This window comes from Reyranella sp., from assembly GCF_017305915.1.
Classification (GTDB): Bacteria; Pseudomonadota; Alphaproteobacteria; order Reyranellales; family Reyranellaceae; genus Reyranella.
Genome location: NZ_JAFKJN010000037.1, coordinates 50,865 through 65,488, shown reverse-complemented (window position 1 = coordinate 65,488; position 14,624 = coordinate 50,865). Strand labels below are relative to the sequence as shown.

The 14,624-nt window shown below is 67.6% G+C and carries 15 protein-coding genes; 6 read left to right on the top strand and 9 right to left on the bottom strand.

The genetic code is table 11. The annotated features are described in order from the left end of the window. Positions 1-311 precede the first annotated feature (311 nt). From J0J01_RS29460 to J0J01_RS29450, 3 genes are all read right to left on the bottom strand, one after another. Positions 312-1,979 carry a hydantoinase B/oxoprolinase family protein gene (locus J0J01_RS29460; protein WP_296387193.1) on the bottom strand — a complete coding sequence of 556 codons (1,668 nt, stop codon included), beginning with the start codon at positions 1,977-1,979 and terminating at the stop codon, positions 312-314. Next, the gene (locus J0J01_RS29455) at positions 1,976-3,988 is read right to left on the bottom strand and encodes a hydantoinase/oxoprolinase family protein (protein WP_296387192.1); all 2,013 of its coding nucleotides are present in this window, start codon (positions 3,986-3,988) and stop codon (positions 1,976-1,978) included. The genes J0J01_RS29460 and J0J01_RS29455 overlap by 4 nt, the downstream gene beginning before the upstream one ends. Positions 3,989-4,092: 104 nt before the next feature. After that, positions 4,093-4,350, bottom strand: coding sequence for an accessory factor UbiK family protein (locus J0J01_RS29450; RefSeq protein ID WP_296387191.1), 258 nt, complete (start codon positions 4,348-4,350; stop codon positions 4,093-4,095). A gap of 70 nt (positions 4,351-4,420) precedes the next feature. On the opposite strand from J0J01_RS29450, the gene J0J01_RS29445 reads away from it, so the two are divergent. The 5 genes from J0J01_RS29445 to J0J01_RS29425 all read left to right on the top strand — a co-directional run bounded on the left by J0J01_RS29445 (position 4,421) and on the right by J0J01_RS29425 (position 7,570). Next, positions 4,421-5,155 carry an enoyl-CoA hydratase-related protein gene (locus tag J0J01_RS29445; RefSeq protein ID WP_296387190.1) on the top strand — a complete coding sequence of 245 codons (735 nt, stop codon included), beginning with the start codon at positions 4,421-4,423 and terminating at the stop codon, positions 5,153-5,155. Positions 5,156-5,157: 2 nt separating this feature from the next. Beyond that, a complete protein-coding gene (gene proC / locus J0J01_RS29440) occupies positions 5,158-5,970 on the top strand; it encodes a pyrroline-5-carboxylate reductase (RefSeq protein ID WP_296387189.1) in 813 nt (270 codons plus the stop codon). Continuing rightward, the gene (locus tag J0J01_RS29435; protein ID WP_296387188.1) at positions 5,967-6,569 is read left to right on the top strand and encodes a TetR/AcrR family transcriptional regulator; all 603 of its coding nucleotides are present in this window, start codon (positions 5,967-5,969) and stop codon (positions 6,567-6,569) included. The genes proC and J0J01_RS29435 overlap by 4 nt, the downstream gene beginning before the upstream one ends. 147 nt (positions 6,570-6,716) lie before the next feature. After that, positions 6,717-7,151: a TIGR01841 family phasin gene (phaP, locus tag J0J01_RS29430; protein ID WP_296387187.1), complete on the top strand. Its 435-nt coding sequence runs from the start codon at positions 6,717-6,719 to the stop codon at positions 7,149-7,151. 80 nt (positions 7,152-7,231) lie between these two features. Further along, positions 7,232-7,570 (top strand): tRNA-binding protein, encoded by a 339-nt coding sequence (locus tag J0J01_RS29425; protein ID WP_296387186.1) that lies wholly within the window; start codon positions 7,232-7,234, stop codon positions 7,568-7,570. 24 nt (positions 7,571-7,594) lie between these two features. Here J0J01_RS29425 and J0J01_RS29420 read toward each other — a convergent pair whose 3' ends face one another. From J0J01_RS29420 to J0J01_RS29410, 3 genes are read right to left on the bottom strand one after another with little or no spacing between them, the layout of a single operon-like run. Beyond that, positions 7,595-8,470, bottom strand: a complete 876-nt coding sequence (locus J0J01_RS29420; protein WP_296387185.1) for an isocitrate lyase/PEP mutase family protein — start codon at positions 8,468-8,470, stop codon at positions 7,595-7,597. A gap of 12 nt (positions 8,471-8,482) precedes the next feature. After that, the gene (locus tag J0J01_RS29415; RefSeq protein WP_296387184.1) at positions 8,483-9,550 is read right to left on the bottom strand and encodes a TauD/TfdA family dioxygenase; all 1,068 of its coding nucleotides are present in this window, start codon (positions 9,548-9,550) and stop codon (positions 8,483-8,485) included. 11 nt (positions 9,551-9,561) lie between these two features. After that, positions 9,562-10,524, bottom strand: coding sequence for a tripartite tricarboxylate transporter substrate-binding protein (locus tag J0J01_RS29410; RefSeq protein ID WP_296387183.1), 963 nt, complete (start codon positions 10,522-10,524; stop codon positions 9,562-9,564). 49 nt (positions 10,525-10,573) lie between these two features. Here J0J01_RS29410 and J0J01_RS29405 point away from each other — a divergent pair, with 49 nt between their 5' ends. Further along, entirely contained in the window at positions 10,574-11,413 is an 840-nt protein-coding gene (locus J0J01_RS29405; RefSeq protein ID WP_296387182.1) for a GntR family transcriptional regulator, read from the top strand. Positions 11,414-11,489: 76 nt separating this feature from the next. Here the strand turns inward: J0J01_RS29405 and J0J01_RS29400 are convergent, their stop codons facing one another. From J0J01_RS29400 to J0J01_RS29390, 3 genes are read right to left on the bottom strand one after another with little or no spacing between them, the layout of a single operon-like run. After that, positions 11,490-12,575, bottom strand: a complete 1,086-nt coding sequence (locus J0J01_RS29400; protein WP_296387181.1) for a branched-chain amino acid aminotransferase — start codon at positions 12,573-12,575, stop codon at positions 11,490-11,492. Positions 12,576-12,589: 14 nt separating this feature from the next. After that, a complete protein-coding gene (locus tag J0J01_RS29395; RefSeq protein ID WP_296387180.1) occupies positions 12,590-13,939 on the bottom strand; it encodes an ATP-binding protein in 1,350 nt (449 codons plus the stop codon). Then, positions 13,936-14,601, bottom strand: a complete 666-nt coding sequence (locus J0J01_RS29390; RefSeq protein ID WP_296387179.1) for a response regulator — start codon at positions 14,599-14,601, stop codon at positions 13,936-13,938. The genes J0J01_RS29395 and J0J01_RS29390 overlap by 4 nt, the downstream gene beginning before the upstream one ends. Between the last annotated feature and the right edge of the window lie 23 nt (positions 14,602-14,624).

Below are 14,624 nucleotides of genomic sequence, written 5' to 3'. Positions count from 1 at the left end.
GTCCACCAGATGGTCCTCGGCCTCGAACGGGATGGCCTCATCCGGCGGCAACCCGGTGTCGCCCGAAGCATCGACGTCCTTGTCCCACCTCAGGATCTGCCAATCCTCGATTGGCTCAAATCGTCAAAACCTCTGTGACGAGCCACTAGCCCCGGACTTCCCAGTCACTTCCCACGGGCTTCCATGTTCGGGGCCGGGAGATACGGCGGTGAAGCTCGACATGATGAAGAAGCTTTTCACGCCCACGGAGCGGGCGGCGATCCGGCGATGTCGCAATCAGGTCGCCCTGGCCAGGAAGCAAGGCGGCCAGACTATTCCGCCGCCAGCTTCCGCGCCGCGCGCGGGTCGCGGGTGAGCAGGCCGTCGGCTATATCGCGCTCGATCAGGGAGTCGGGCCGCTCGGAGACGCGGCCGAAGCCGGCGCCGCCGCCGACGAACATCTCGACCATGTCGCCTTTGGCAAGATCGACGGCGGCCTTGCTGCGGAGGTCCTCGGTCGTGCCGTTGGCCCGGAAGATGCGGCAGTAGCCGCGCTGGCCGGGCTCGCCGCCGAGCAGGCCCTCGGGCGCGAGGCGGAAGCGGTCGGAGTAGATCGCGAGCTGCACGTCGTCGCGCAGGATCTCGCAGCGGCGGAAGAAGCCCGCGCCGCCGCGCCGCGCGCCCAGCCCGAACGAATCGGGCGCCAGCTCGTAGCCGACGATGCGGAAGAAGTCGTAGTCGATGTCGAGCGACTCGACCGGCGCGTTGGAGCAGTTGCTCAAAGGCGAGTCGACCGCGTCGCAGCCGTCGGTGGCCTTCGAGGCGCCGTAGCCGCCGCCGAAGATCTCGAGATAGACGCTGTAGCCCCGCTCGCCGAGATGGCTGAGGCAGAATGCCGTCGTGCAGTCGTAGCCGGTGGCGATCACCTTGTCGGGCAGCGCCTGCGCCATCGCCTTCATCACCGCGTTGAACACGCGATAGGCCGGGATCATGCGCGCCCGCACCGGCGCCGGCGGCCGCGGGTTGAGCAGCGAGCCGTACGGCACCTTGATGCGGATCGGCCGCGCCATGCCCTCGTTGTAGGGAATGTCGGGCGAGGTCAGGACGGACTTCACGCAGGAGAGCGCCGCCGACAGAGTGCTGGAGTAGGGGCAGTTGAGGTTGCGCTTGACCTGCGGGCAGGTGCCTTCGAAATCGATCTCGACCGAATCGTCGGCGATCGTGACCTTGGCCTTGATCACCAGCGGATCGTCGCTCAGCCCGTCGTCGTCGATCGCATCCTCGCCGTAGAAGGTGCCCTTGGGCGCCTGCGCGATCGCGGCGCGCACGCGGCGCTCGGAATAGTCCTGCATCTCCTTCATCGCCGTTTCGACCTTGTCGACGCCGTAGCGCTCGCAGAGCTGTTTTACCCGCAACACCCCGATGGCGTTGGCAGCGAACTGGGCGTTGAAGTCGCCGATGGTGAGGTCGGGCACGCGCACGTTGGCGGTGACCAGCCGCTCGAAACTGCCGCCGTTCCAGTCCTGGTGGAAGTTATACCGGCTCGGCGGAAAACGGATGCCTTCCTGGTAGACGTCGGACGCATGGATGTTGAGGCCGGGCGCGCCGCCGCCGAGATCGAGATGATGCGCCACCGAGGCGCCGAAGCCGACGACGCGGCCTGCCACGAAGATCGGCGTGAAGATGAAGACGTCGGGGATGTGCTGGCCGCCCTCGAACGGGTCGTTGTTGATCAGGAAATCGCCTTCCTTGAGCGTCTCGACCGGATGGCGCTTGAGGCAGGCCCGCAGGGTCTCGCCGATCGGGCCGAGCTGCATCGGGATCAGCTCGGCCTGCGCCACCGTGTTGCCGTGGCGGTCCATCAGGCCGGCCGAGCCGTCGCGCGCCTCGCGCAGGATGGTCGAGTAGGCCGAGCGGATCAGCTTCACGCCCATCTCGCGGGCGCCCGCGATCAGCGCCTGGCTGATGACGGCGTAGTCGATCGGGCTCAACGTGGTCATGTCGTTCTCCGCAGGATCAGATTATCCGACGCATCGAGGGTCGCCGTCCAGCCGGGCGGCACCCAGGTCGTCGCCGTGTAGCCTTCGATCACCGACGGGCCCCCGATCTTCTGGCCCTGCTTCAACGCCTCGGCGGTGTGGCGGGCGCAGTCGATCCAGCCCTCGCCGTGGAAGATGCGCGTCTTCTCCGGTGCCCGCTCCAGCGTCTCGCGGTCGAGCTTCGGTGCCGCGCCGATCGGCAGCGTGGCGCCGACGCGGAGCGTCACGATCTCGACCGGCCGGTCGAGCGTGGCGCCGTGCATGAAGGTGCGGTGATGGGCGTCGGCGAACAGCTCGGCGATGTACTTGGCATCGAGCGAGGCGATCCGGTCGGCCGGGATCTCGACGCCGACCTCGAAGGCCTGGCCGACGAAGCGCATGTCGAGCGTGTGGGTGTAGACCAGCTCGCCCGGCAGCTTCATGTCGGCGAACTGTGCCGCCAGCCGCGTACGCATCTCGGCGAAGGTCTTCGCGGTTTCCTTGGCGGCTGCCTCGTCGAGCTTCATCTTGCGCGTCACCGCGTCGAACTTGGTGTAGTCGCTGGCGACCAGCCCGTAGGCCGAGATCACGCCGGCATTGGGCGGCACCACGATGGTCAAGATGCCGAGCTCCTCGGCGATGCGCGCGGCGTGCAACGGTCCCGCGCCGCCGAACGGCACCAGTGCGTAGTCGCGCGGATCGCGGCCGCGCTCGGTCGAGACGAGCTGGATGGCGCGCACGATATTGGCGTCGGCGAGCTGCAGGGCGGAGGAGGCGGCCTGTTCGATCGACAGGTTGAAGCGCTCGGCGATCGGCTTGAACGCGTTGTGTGCGGCGTCGGCATCGAGCTTCATGCGGCCGCCGAGGAAGGCGGTCGGCCGGATCGTGCCCATCACGATGTGTGCGTCGGTGGTCGCGGGCTCGGTGCCACCCTTGCCGTAGCAGGCGGGGCCGGGATCGGCGCCGGCGCTCTGCGGGCCGACGCGCAGCATGCCGCCGTCATCGACCCAGGCGATCGAGCCGCCGCCCGCGCCGACCGACACGATGTCGAGGACGGGCGTGCGGATCGGCAGGCCGTCGATCTCGCTTTCCGAGGCGAGCGAGGGGCGGCCGTCCTGCACCAGGCAAACGTCGGTCGAGGTGCCGCCCATGTCGAAGGTGATCAGGTCCTTGAAGCCCGAGCGCGCCGCCTGCCGCGTCGCGCCGACCACGCCGGCCGCCGGTCCCGAATAGAGCGCTGTGATGGCGCTGGTGCGCATCGCCTCGGCGGGCAGGCGGCCGCCGTTGCTCTGCATCACGGTGAAGCGGCCCTTGAAGCCCGCGTCGGCGAGCTTGTTCTCGAAGCGGTGCAGGTAGCCGTCGATCACCGGCTGCACGTAGGCGGACAGAATCGTGGTCGAGGCTCTTTCGAACTCGCGGAACTCGCGCGCCACCTGATGGCTGGAGGTCACCAGCACGCCGGGCAGTGCCTCGGTGATCAGCGCCGCGAGCCGCTCCTCGTGCTTGGGATTGGCGTAGGCGTTGAGCAGGCAGATCGCGACCGCGCGATAGCCGCCGGCCTTCAGCGCCGGGATCAGCGCCTCGCGCACCTTCGTTTCGTCGAGGGCCAGCTCGACGGTGCCGTCGGCGCGCAGCCGCTCGGCGACCTCGAAGCAGTCCTTGCGGCGCACCGGCGGCGCGGGCTTGGCATAGAAGAGGTCGTAGATGTTGCGCCGGTCGTGGCGCTGCATGAACAGCAGGTCGCGGAATCCAGAGGTGGCGACGAAGGCGACCAGCGCGCCCTTGCGCTCGAGCACCGCGTTGGTCGCGACGGTCGAGCCGTGACCCAGGTCCTCGATCTGCCCGATGTCGATGCCCGACGCAGTCAGCGCCGCGAAGGCGCCGACGTCCGGCGACTTCGGTGTGCTCGGCACCTTGGTGACGACGACGCGTCCCCCCTCGACGGCGACCAGATCTGTGAAGGTGCCGCCAACTTCCACGCCTACACGCATGCCAAACCTCTGTCATCCCGAGCGAAGTGAGGGATCCTTCTTTGTGGCCTCAAAGATCCCTCGCTACGCTCGGGATGACACGGTACTCGTTGCAGCGCCAAGACCTACGGGCCCGTGTTGAGCAGGCGGGCCTGCAGCTCGGCGATCTGCTTCTTAAGCTCCTCGTTCTCCTCGCGTGCCTTGGCGGCCATCGCCTTGACCGCGTCGAACTCCTCGCGGCGCGGAATGTCCATGCCGTCGAGGATCTTGGCGAGCTGGTCGCGGAAGCGCGCCTCCATCTCGTCCTTCACGCCCGAAAAGGCGCCCATGGCGCCGTTGGCCATCTTGCTGAGGTCATCGAAGAAGGGGTTGCGGGTCTGCATGGGTGACTCCTGATGCGGCAAGTATGGGCGGCTGCTACCCTGCTGCCAAGAACGCCGAAGGAGCAGAAAAGTGGGCCTGGTAAAAGTCGAATCCAGCGACGGCATCACCACCATCACCATGGCGCGGCCTGAGAAGCGCAACGCCCTGACCCAGGAATTGTGCGACGGCCTGTACGAAGCCTACCGAGCCTTCGAGCACGGCGACGACCAGGTCGCCGTCCTGCAGGCCGACGGCCCGGCTTTCTGTGTCGGCGCCGACCTCAAGGACCCGCCAGCCGCGATGTGGAAGGCCGTCCCCGACGTCTCCTACAAGCTCACCAAGCCGGTGGTCGCGGCCACCCAGGGCTGGGTGATCGGCGGCGGCATCTGCCTGGTCATGACCTGCGACCTGATGGTCTCGGCCGACACCACCAAGTTCATGTACCCCGAAGCCAAGGTCGGCGTGTTCGGCGGCCTGATGCCGGGCATCGTCTCGCGCATGCCGCACAAAGTTGCGATGGAACTCCTCCTCCTGGGGGAAGAGGTCTCGGCCAAGCGCGCCTACGATGTCGGCTTCGTCAACAAGGTCGTGCCGCTCGGCGAAGAGCGCAAAGAGGCGCGGCGCATGGCGAGCGTGATCGCCAGCTCTGCCCCACTGGTGATCCGCACCCTGCGCGACTTCGCCAACCAGACCTTGCCGCGCGGGCCGGCTGAGATTTTCGTGCCGGAGCGCTACAAGCTCGAGAAGATCGCCACCAGCGAGGACCGCAAGGAAGGCGCATCGGCCTTCCGCGAGAAGCGGCCCGCCAGGTTCAAGGGGCGCTGATCATGGTAGCCGGAGCGGGGGCCAAGCTGCTGCTGGTCGGTTGCGGCAAGATGGGCGGCGCCATGCTGGAAGGCTGGCTGGCGCGCGGCCTCGCCGCCTCCGACGCTATCGTCGCCGAGCCGGTCGAGGCGCTGCGGCCGAAGAAGCCCGGTTTGCGCTGCGTGACCTCCAGCCAGGACGTGCGCGAGACGCCGAAGATCGTGGTGCTGGCGGTGAAGCCGCAGACCATGGATGCCGTGCTGCCCGACTTGCGCCGCTTTGCCGATGAAGGCGCGGTGTTCCTGTCGATCGCCGCCGGCAAGACGCTGACGTATTTCGCGAGCCACTTGGGCGCGACGGCCAAGGTCGTGCGGTCGATGCCGAACACGCCGGCCGCGGTGCGCCAGGGCATCACGGTGGCCTGCGCCTCGCCGGGCGTGTCGGCGGCGGAGAAGAAGCGCTGCCAGGGGCTGCTCGAGGCAGTGGGCCAGGCGCTGTGGGTCGAAGACGAATCGCTGCTCGATCCGGTGACGGCCCTGTCCGGGAGCGGTCCGGCCTATGTCTTCCTGCTGGTCGAGGCGATGGCGGCGGCCGGCGCCAAGCTTGGCCTTACACCCGACATGGCCATGCAGCTCGCGCGCGCGACGGTCGCGGGCAGCGGCGAGCTGCTGAAGCAGTCGAGCGAACCCGCGTCGCAGTTGCGCGTTAACGTCACCAGTCCCGGCGGCACCACCGCCGAGGCCTTGAAGGTCCTGATGGCGCCCGACGGAATCCAGCCGGTGTTCGACAAGGCCCTCGCCGCAGCCTCGCGCCGCTCGAAGGAGCTGGCGGGATGATCGATGGCGCTCTCGACGCCTTCCTCGCGCTGGTCGCCGAAAAGGGCTTCACCGAGGTGACCCTGCGTGACGTCGCGGCCAAGGCGGACACAGGGCTGGCCGACCTCTATCGCCGGTATCCCGACAAGGTGGCGCTGGTCTCCGGCTTTCTGGCGCGGACCGACGATGCCGTGCTGGCCGGCACGCCGCGCGCGATCGATCCCGAGGAGACGGCGCGCGACCGGCTGTTCGACGTCATGATGCGCCGCTACGACGCCCTGAAGCCGTATCGTGTCGCCCTGACGTCGATCCGCCGGACCGCCACGCGCGATCCCCTGCTGGCCCTGGCGCTCGGGCCGGCGCTGCGGCGGTCGATGGCCGCCATGCTGGAGGCCGCCGGGCTCGCCAGCGAGGGACTCTCAGGGGCAGTGCGGCAGAACGGGCTGCTGGCGATCGACTGCGCCGTCGCGCGGGTTTTCGATCGCGACGAAACCCAGGACCTCTCGAAGACCATGGCGGCTTTGGACGGCCGCCTGAAGACGGCCGAGCGATGGGCCCAAACCTTTGAAAGATATACCGTTTCCAGGCACGGGAATGTGACGGAACCGCGTGCAGAGTGAAAAATTTGTGCACCGCACAAATTCTGCCTTGACCGATTGCTGCGGCGCCATATATTAGCGTCCGTTGTGCACCGCAGCATAGCGGGCGCCAGCCGAGTTTCAGTCCCCGTCAAGCCACTCCCCATCACCCCGTTCGGAGCCCTGTCCATGTACACCACCAACGCTTTCAAGACCCCGTTCGACTTCGACTTCAGCAAGATCGCCGGCGAGTTCAAGTTCCCGGTCGTCAACGTCGAGACCGTGGTCGAGACCGGCCGCAAGAACTTCGCTGCCATGACCACCGTGTCGACCGCCGCCGTCGAGGCGATGAAGACCATCGCGCAGCGCCAGGGCGACATGGTCCGCGCCGCGATGGAGGACTTCTCCAAGCACGGCAGCGAAGTGCTCGCCGCCGCCTCCATCGAGGAGAAGGCCGCCAAGCAGATCGACTTCGCCAAGAAGAGCTACGATCTCGCGATCGCCAACACCAAGGAGCTGGCCGAGCTGGTCACCAAGAGCCAGACCGACGCGTTCGAGGCTCTCAACGCCCGCATCGCCGAGCTGACCGAAGAGGTCAAGGCCGCGATCGCCGCCAAGAAGTAAGACCGAACGGCGCATCGCGCCGGACGGCCAGAAGGGGCTGCCCGCAAGGGCAGCCCCTTTTGTTTTGCTAGAGTGACGCCATGAACCAGATCACCTACGCCGACTTCGAGAAGGTCGACATCCGCATCGGCACCATCCGCGCCGCCCAACCACTCGAAGGTGTGCGCAAACCGGCGATCCGGCTGGAGATCGATTTCGGGCCGGAGATCGGCGTCAGGAAATCGTCGGCCCAGCTCACCGTGCACTACGCGCCCGAGGCGCTGGTCGGCCGTCAGGTCGCGGCGGTGGTCAATTTCCCGCCGCGCCAGATCGGCAAGTTCATGTCCGAGGTGCTGACGCTCGGTTTCCCCGACGGCAACGGCGCTGTCGTGCTGGTGGTGCCCGACAAGGCCGTGCCGAACGGCAGCAAGCTCTTCTGACTCATTCGGTCCGGAAGACGAAGACTACTCCGCCGCCTGCTTGGTGGTCTCGCGGAACTGCGTGCGATAGCGGTCCCATTCGGCGGCACCATTCAGGTTGAAGCCCTGCTGCGGCGTGATGTCGGACACCGGCACCGGATGGCGGCCCTTGCCCTTCAGCTCGGCGAGCGCGGCATCGCAGGCGCCGACGATCGTGCGGGTCAGCACGCCCGGCAGGATCATGAAGGCGTAGTTGAGCTTGGCGGCCTCTTCCATCGAGAGGTCCGGCGTCTTGCCCTTCCACACCATGTTCAGCATGCACGGGCCCTTGACCAGCTTCGGCACGTTCGCCGTCTCCTCGAGCGTCTGCGGCGCCTCGACGAAGGCCATGTCGGCGCCAGCATCAATGGCGGCATTGGCGCGGCGGATCGCCTCCTCGTAGCCCAGGACGGCGCGCGAATCGGTGCGGGCGATGATCAGGAAGTTCGGATCGACCTTGGCGCTGACCGCGGCGCGGATCTTGGCGACGTAGTCGTCGAGCGGGATGATCACCTTGTTCTCGAGGTGGCCGCACTTCTTGGGGAAGTCCTGGTCCTCGATATGGATGCCGGCGACGCCGCGCTTCTCGTACTCGCGCACGGTGCGGATGGCGTTGAGCTCGTTGCCGTAAGCGGTGTCGGCATCGGCGATCACCGGCAGCTTGATCGCCGAGGCGATGCGGCCGGCGTTGTCGGCCATCTCCGACATGGTCACCAGGCCGTAGTCGGGATAGCCGAGCGTCGCGGCGGTGCCGGCGCCGGTCATGTAGACCGCCTCGAAGCCCGCGCGCTCGATGGCGCGGGCGCCGATGCATTCGAAGCAGCCGGGCGCGGTCACCATCCCGCGCTTCAGGGCATCCCGGAAGATCTTGGCTTTGGACATGGTCATCTCTCCTCAAGCGGCTTTCATGCCCACCGCCTTGGCCTGGCGGGTATCGAAATTGCGGCGGACATCGTCGTAGTGGTGGCCCTTCATTCCACCCCGCACGGTACCGGGCTCGGCGGTTCCGTAGAAGACCGCCCAGCTATCGGGCAGGCGCCGCGAATCGGGCCGCGCCAGCCACAGCCGGTAGAGTGTGCGCTTCTGGGCCTCGTCGGCATGGTCCTCGAAGCTGGTGCGCGAGTGCAGCATGGTCTGGTTGCACAGGATCTGGAGATCGCCGGGCTCGAGATGCATGCAGAACATGTTCTCCGGCCGCCGCAGCACCAGGTCGAAATACTCCATCGCCTCGCGCTGCAGGCTGCTGAGCTGCGGCACACCCTCGATCTTCTGCGCGTTCTGGACGCGGTTGCGGTTCCATTTGCAGAAGACGCGATCGTCGCGCGTCGTGCAGACGGGCGCGGCGTACCACGGCTCCTCGCCCTCGGACTGCTCGCCGTTGCGGCTGAAGGTGTAGTCGGTGGTGAGCGCCTGCGCGTAGTCCGGTCGTTCGGCCTTCACCACCTCGAAGGCGGTGGCGGCGCTCGCACACATGCTCATGCCGCCGACCGGTGCCTGGTTGAAGCAGGAGAGCAGCACCACGTCGGAGCCGTCGACATGGAAGTCGAGCTCGGCTTTGGAGTTGTAGCCGCGGCCGGTCGGGCTGCGATAGGCGTGCCCTGCATCCTTCACTTCGGTGATGTAGTCGCTGGCGCGGTTCTGCGGCCGGGCGACGCCGAAATGCAGGCCGATCGCCCAGGTCATCAATCGGAACTCGGCCGGTGTCACGCCGGCGCGCGGCAGGTTCTTGACCAGCGCCATGCCGCGGCCGTCGCGAACTTCGCGGAAGGCGGCAGCGAGGACCGGGGCCGACTTGGCGAGCGCGAAGTCGTCACGCTTCCAGTCGAGGATCGGCCGGTTGGGATCGCCGGCGGCGCGCACCGCGGCCAGCAGCTCGGCGCTCTCGGCGTCGGACAGGCGGTAGGTCCAGCTCCGGTCGGTTTCGACCTCGGCGACGGTCCAGGCGGGGGAAGTCTTGCTCATGATGTCCTCCCTCAGTCGGCGGTCATGCCGAGCCGGCGGATCGTCTCGCCCGACTCCTTGATGTCGCGCTGGAAGCGCTCGGTGAAGGCGGCCGGCATGTCGCCGCCCGGCAGCGAGCCGAGCTCGATCATCTTGGCCGTGGTCTCGGGGCGCGCCAGGACCCTGGCGATGTCCTGCTGGATCGCCGAGACGACCTCTGGCGGTGTGCCCGCCGGGGCGAACAGGCCGGCCCACGAATTCTCGTCGAGACCCTGGAAGCCCTGCTCCTTGAAGGTCGCGACGTTCGGCAGGGCGGGAATGCGCTGCGTGCCCATGATGCCGAGCGACTTCAGCTTGCCGGCATTGATCAGCGACAGGCCCGAGGTCACGCTCGACAGGCCGGTATCGACCCGGCCGGCCGAGATGTCGCCGACGAACGAGGCGGCGCCCTTGTAGGGAACGTTCAGCAGCTTGATGCCGGCCTTCTCGAAGATGCGCTCGGCGATCAGTCGGCTGCCCGGATCGGGGCTGGCGAAAGTGCGCTTGTCCGGCCCTTCCTTCTTCACTAGCGCGACCAGTTCCTTGAGATCGTTCGCCGGCAAGGTCGGTGACGCGAGCAGGGTCGCGACAGGATAGGAAACCGCGGTCACCGGCGCGAAAGCCGTCACCGTGTCATACGGAAGCTTCAGGAGATGCGCGTTGATCGCGATGCCTGACACGGCGAGGACCATCGTGTGACCGTCGGGCGCCGCCCGCGCGACGATGGCGGCGCCGACCGAGCCGCTGCCGCCGGTGCGATTGTCGATGATGACGGTCTGGCCCCACATCTCCTCCAGCGACTTCGCCATCAGGCGTCCGACCACGTCGGTGCCGCCGCCGGGGCTGTAAGGGACGACGATCGTCACCGTCTTGGTGGGGTGGAACGCCGACTTCTCCTGGGCGGCGGCGCCGGCGGCCAGGGACAGGATCGCGGCGGCCGCGGCGAGCGACGCCATCAAGCTTCTCACTGGTGTTTCCTCTTAATTGGTATATCTTCATTACAACATGCCAAGATCGATCGGCACAAGGACGCGCGACGCCGCCGTTCCAACCCGCAGAACACCAGCAAACGGGGTAAAACTGCAGGCCCGCGGCGCGCTGCTGCACCGCCAGCTCTATCTGCTGCTGAAGGACCAGATCACCGGTGGCCGATACCGCAGCGGCGACCTGCTGCCGACGCAGGAGGCACTGTGCGCGCAGTTCTCGATCTCGCGCATCACGGTGCGCCGGGCGCTCGCCGACCTCGTCGAGGACGGCTACGTGCGCAACCGCCAGGGTGTCGGCGCCTTCGTCACGGCCAAGACCAACGGCAAGGCCAAGCGCGGCCCGGACTTCAGCTTCATCGGCGACATGCGCCGGACGCTGAAGGAAACGATGATGGGCATCCTGCACTTCGAGGTCGAGCGCTGCCCGGCGCCGATCGCCGAGGCGCTCGGCCTGGTGGACGGCGAGGAGGCGGTGCATCTCATCCGGACGCGGTCGGCGCGCGGTAAGGCGGTGATCCTGCTCGACGGCTGGATCCCGCGGCGCTTCGCCAAGGCGGTGACGCGCAAGAACCTGCAGAAGACCTCGCTGCACGAGCTGATCTTCGGCGGCTTCGAGAAGGTCGGTCGCGTGGCGCAGGAGGTGAATGCCGCGCTAGCCGATCCGGTGGTGGCGCAGGCGCTCGATGTCGAGGTCAATTCGGCGGTGCTGAAGATCGTACGCCTGGTGCACAACCGCGAGGGCGCGCCCGTCCACTACCTCACGGTATGGTCGACGCCGTTGCGCACCCGCATGGTGATGGAAGTCGGCGCCGACGATATCGACAGCTACAGCGTCGGCCGCCTGAGGCACGACGTTTAGTAATCGTGCCGGACCGCGGGCCTCCGGCCCGCTCATGATTCTGAGCCGGGCTGGAGGCCCGCGGTCCAGCAAGACTCTAGAAGACCTTGTGGACCCACTTGTGCGGGTCGGTGGCGCGGCTGCGCTGGATGTCGACCAGGGCGGCCTTCAACTCCTCAGTGCGGGTGCCCGCGCCGCCATTGCCGATCTTGAACTCGCCCTCGGGCGCGCGGACCGTGCCGATCGGGGTCACCACCGCGGCGGTGCCGCAGGCGAAGGCCTCGCGCAGCTTGCCGCTGTGCGCGTCGGCCTTCCACTCCTCGTACGAGTAGCGCTCCTCGCGCACCTTGATGCCCTTGTCCTTGGCGAGCGTGATCAGCGACGAGCGGGTGACGCCCGGCAGGATCGTGCCGCCGAGCGGCGGCGTCGACAGCGAGCCGTCGTTGAACACGAAGAACACGTTCATGCCGCCGAGCTCCTCGATCCACTTGCGCTCGGCGGCATCGAGGAAGACGACCTGGTCGCAGCCATGGCGCGTCGCCTCGGCCTGCGCGAGCAGGCTGGCGGCGTAGTTGCCGCCGCACTTGGCGGCGCCGGTGCCGCCCGGGGCGGCGCGCGTGTATTCCTGGCTGACCCAGACCGAGACCGCGTCGGCGCCCGACTTGAAGTAGCTACCGACCGACGAGGCGATGACGATGAACAGGTAGTTCGACGATGGCTTCACGCCGAGGAAGATCTCGTTGGCGAACATGTACGGCCGGATGTAGAGGCTGCCGTCGCCGCCCGGGATCCATTCGCGGTCGATGCTGACGAGCTGGTCGACCGCCTCGAGGAAGACGTCCTCGGGCAGGACCGGCATGGCTAGCCGCTCTGCCGACTGCTGGAAGCGCTTGGCGTTCTCGCGTGGGCGGAACAGGGTCGCGCCGCCGTCGGCGGTCTTGTAGGCCTTCAGCCCCTCGAACACTTCCTGGGCGTAGTGCAGCACGGCCGCGGCGGGATCCATCGAGATCGGCCCGCGCGGCTCGATGCGCGCGTCGTGCCAGCCCTCGGCGTCGCTATACTTGATGGTGACCATGTGGTCGCTGAACACCCGGCCGAAGCCCGGGTTGGCCAGCAGCTCGGCGCGCTTGGCGGCCGGCACGGGCGAGGGATGGGGATGGCGGACGAACTTCAGCTTGGACATGCTCTCACTCTATCTCAGACGGGAAGCCTTACAACCACGCGCAGTCCGCCCAGCGATGACTTGGCCAGGGTGACGTCGCCGCCGTGGCTGCGCGCGATGTCGCGGGCGATGGTGAGGCCGAGGCCGGTGCCGCCGGTGTCGACGTTGCGCGATTCGTCGAGCCGCACGAACGGGCGGAACACGTCCTCGTAGCGGTCCTCGGGAATGCCGGGGCCGTCGTCGTCGACGGTGATCTCGACCGAGGTCTTGCCGCGCGTCGCGGAAATCTCGGCACGCGTGCCGTGGCGCAGCGCGTTGGCGACCAGGTTGGTGATGCAGCGCTTGATGGCGATTGGCCGCAGCTCGAGGTTCATGTCGCCCGACCAGCCCACCGCGACCTCGGCGTTGTCGCGCCGGGCGCCGGCGGCGACGTCCTCGAGGATGTCGGAGAGGTCGGACGGAATGGGTTCCTCGTCACCCTCGCCGCGGGCGAAGGCGAGATAGCCCTCAATCATGCGCTGCATGTCGGCGACGTCGTCGGCGAGCTCCTTGGTTTCGGCCGACTCGGGCAGCAGCGCCAGCGACAGCTTCATGCGGGTGAGCGGCGTGCGTAGATCGTGGCTGACGCCGGCCAGCATCTCGGTGCGTTGCTGGATCGAGCGGCTGAGCCGGATCTTCATGGTCTGGAAGGCGGTGGCGGCGTTGCGCACCTCGCGCGTGCCGCCCTTGAAGGCGATGTCGGGAATGTCGCGACCCTTGCCCAGCGCATCGGCGGCGACGCCGAGATGCTCGATCGGCACCAGCTCGCGGCGCATGAACCAGATGGCGAGGCCGAACAGCACCAAGGCGAGGCCGACCTGGGCCAGCACATAGGCGAAGCTCGAGCCGAAGGTCAGCCGCAGGTAGGGCACGTAGACTTCCATCACCTCGTTGTCGGAAACCTGGATCTCGATCATGAGCTGGTCGTTGCCGACGGTGTTGTTGAGGTAGTAGGGCCGGCGCAGATCGGCATCGAGCGCGCCCTGGACCTCGCGGGCGACGATGTCGAAATAGGCCGGCGAGCGGAACGGCGGCACGATGCCGGCGCGGAAGCGCACGCTGAGCAGCAGATCGGTGCGGGCGTGATTGATGATCCAGTAGCGGTGCGCGTCATCGGGAAAGTCCGTGCGCATCTCGATCAGCAGGCGCAGGTCGCGCACCAGCAGCAGCGCCAGGCGGTTGGTCACGTTGTCGCCGCGCTGGCTGTAGAACCACCACGCCGACAGCGCCTGCAGCAGCAGCATCGGCACCACGATGATGATCAGGGCGCGCGCGAACAGGGTCTGCGGCGAATGCCGGTCGGCCCAGGTCGCGACGCTCTCGAACAGCTCCGCGAACTTGCTCACGCGTCCACCAGCCGATAGCCCTGGCCGCGCACCGTGCGCAGGTAACGCGGGAAACCGGGGTCGGGCTCGATCTTGCGGCGCAGCCGCGTCACCTGCACGTCGATCGCGCGCTCGTTGACGCCGCCGCCGACGCTCTTGCTCAGCGTCTCGCGGCTCATCACCTCGCCGAGCTGGGCGCCCAGCGCCCGCAACAGCGCGATCTCGGCGTCGGTCAGCGGCACCCGTTTGTCCTTCTGGGTCAGCTCGCCCAGCGCCATGTCGAACTGGAACGGCCCGAAGGTCACGCGATCCGGCGCCGTCGCGGGCGCCTCCACCGGACGGCCGCGGCGCAGGATGCTCTGGATGCGCAACAGCAGCTCGCGCGGCTCGAACGGCTTGCCGAGATAGTCGTCGACACCCTTCTCGAGGCCGGCGATGCGGTCCTTGGGATCGCCCATTGCGGTCAGCATCAGGATCGGCACGTCGTTGGTCTTGCGCAGCTCGCCGGCGAACTCGAGACCGGTCTGACCCGGCATCATCACGTCGAGCACGATCAGGTCGAAATGCAGTGCGTCGAGCTGCTGGCGCGCCTGGGCGGCATTGCCCGCCGTGCTGACCCGAAGACCGCTGCGCGACAGGAAGGATTTCAGCAGCTCGCGCAGGCGGGTGTCGTCGTCGACCACCAGCACATGCTGCTTGTCTTGGT

Coding starts and splice junctions, on each gene's coding strand:
- J0J01_RS29460 (WP_296387193.1), bottom strand. CDS start 1,979: ATGACCACGTTGAGCCCGATCGACTACGCCGTCATCAGCCAGGCGCTG.
- J0J01_RS29455 (WP_296387192.1), bottom strand. CDS start 3,988: ATGCGTGTAGGCGTGGAAGTTGGCGGCACCTTCACAGATCTGGTCGCC.
- J0J01_RS29450 (WP_296387191.1), bottom strand. CDS start 4,350: ATGCAGACCCGCAACCCCTTCTTCGATGACCTCAGCAAGATGGCCAAC.
- proC (WP_296387189.1), top strand. CDS start 5,158: ATGGTAGCCGGAGCGGGGGCCAAGCTGCTGCTGGTCGGTTGCGGCAAG.
- J0J01_RS29435 (WP_296387188.1), top strand. CDS start 5,967: ATGATCGATGGCGCTCTCGACGCCTTCCTCGCGCTGGTCGCCGAAAAG.
- phaP (WP_296387187.1), top strand. CDS start 6,717: ATGTACACCACCAACGCTTTCAAGACCCCGTTCGACTTCGACTTCAGC.
- J0J01_RS29425 (WP_296387186.1), top strand. CDS start 7,232: ATGAACCAGATCACCTACGCCGACTTCGAGAAGGTCGACATCCGCATC.
- J0J01_RS29420 (WP_296387185.1), bottom strand. CDS start 8,470: ATGTCCAAAGCCAAGATCTTCCGGGATGCCCTGAAGCGCGGGATGGTG.
- J0J01_RS29415 (WP_296387184.1), bottom strand. CDS start 9,550: ATGAGCAAGACTTCCCCCGCCTGGACCGTCGCCGAGGTCGAAACCGAC.
- J0J01_RS29410 (WP_296387183.1), bottom strand. CDS start 10,524: ATGGCGTCGCTCGCCGCGGCCGCCGCGATCCTGTCCCTGGCCGCCGGC.
- J0J01_RS29405 (WP_296387182.1), top strand. CDS start 10,574: ATGCCAAGATCGATCGGCACAAGGACGCGCGACGCCGCCGTTCCAACC.
- J0J01_RS29400 (WP_296387181.1), bottom strand. CDS start 12,575: ATGTCCAAGCTGAAGTTCGTCCGCCATCCCCATCCCTCGCCCGTGCCG.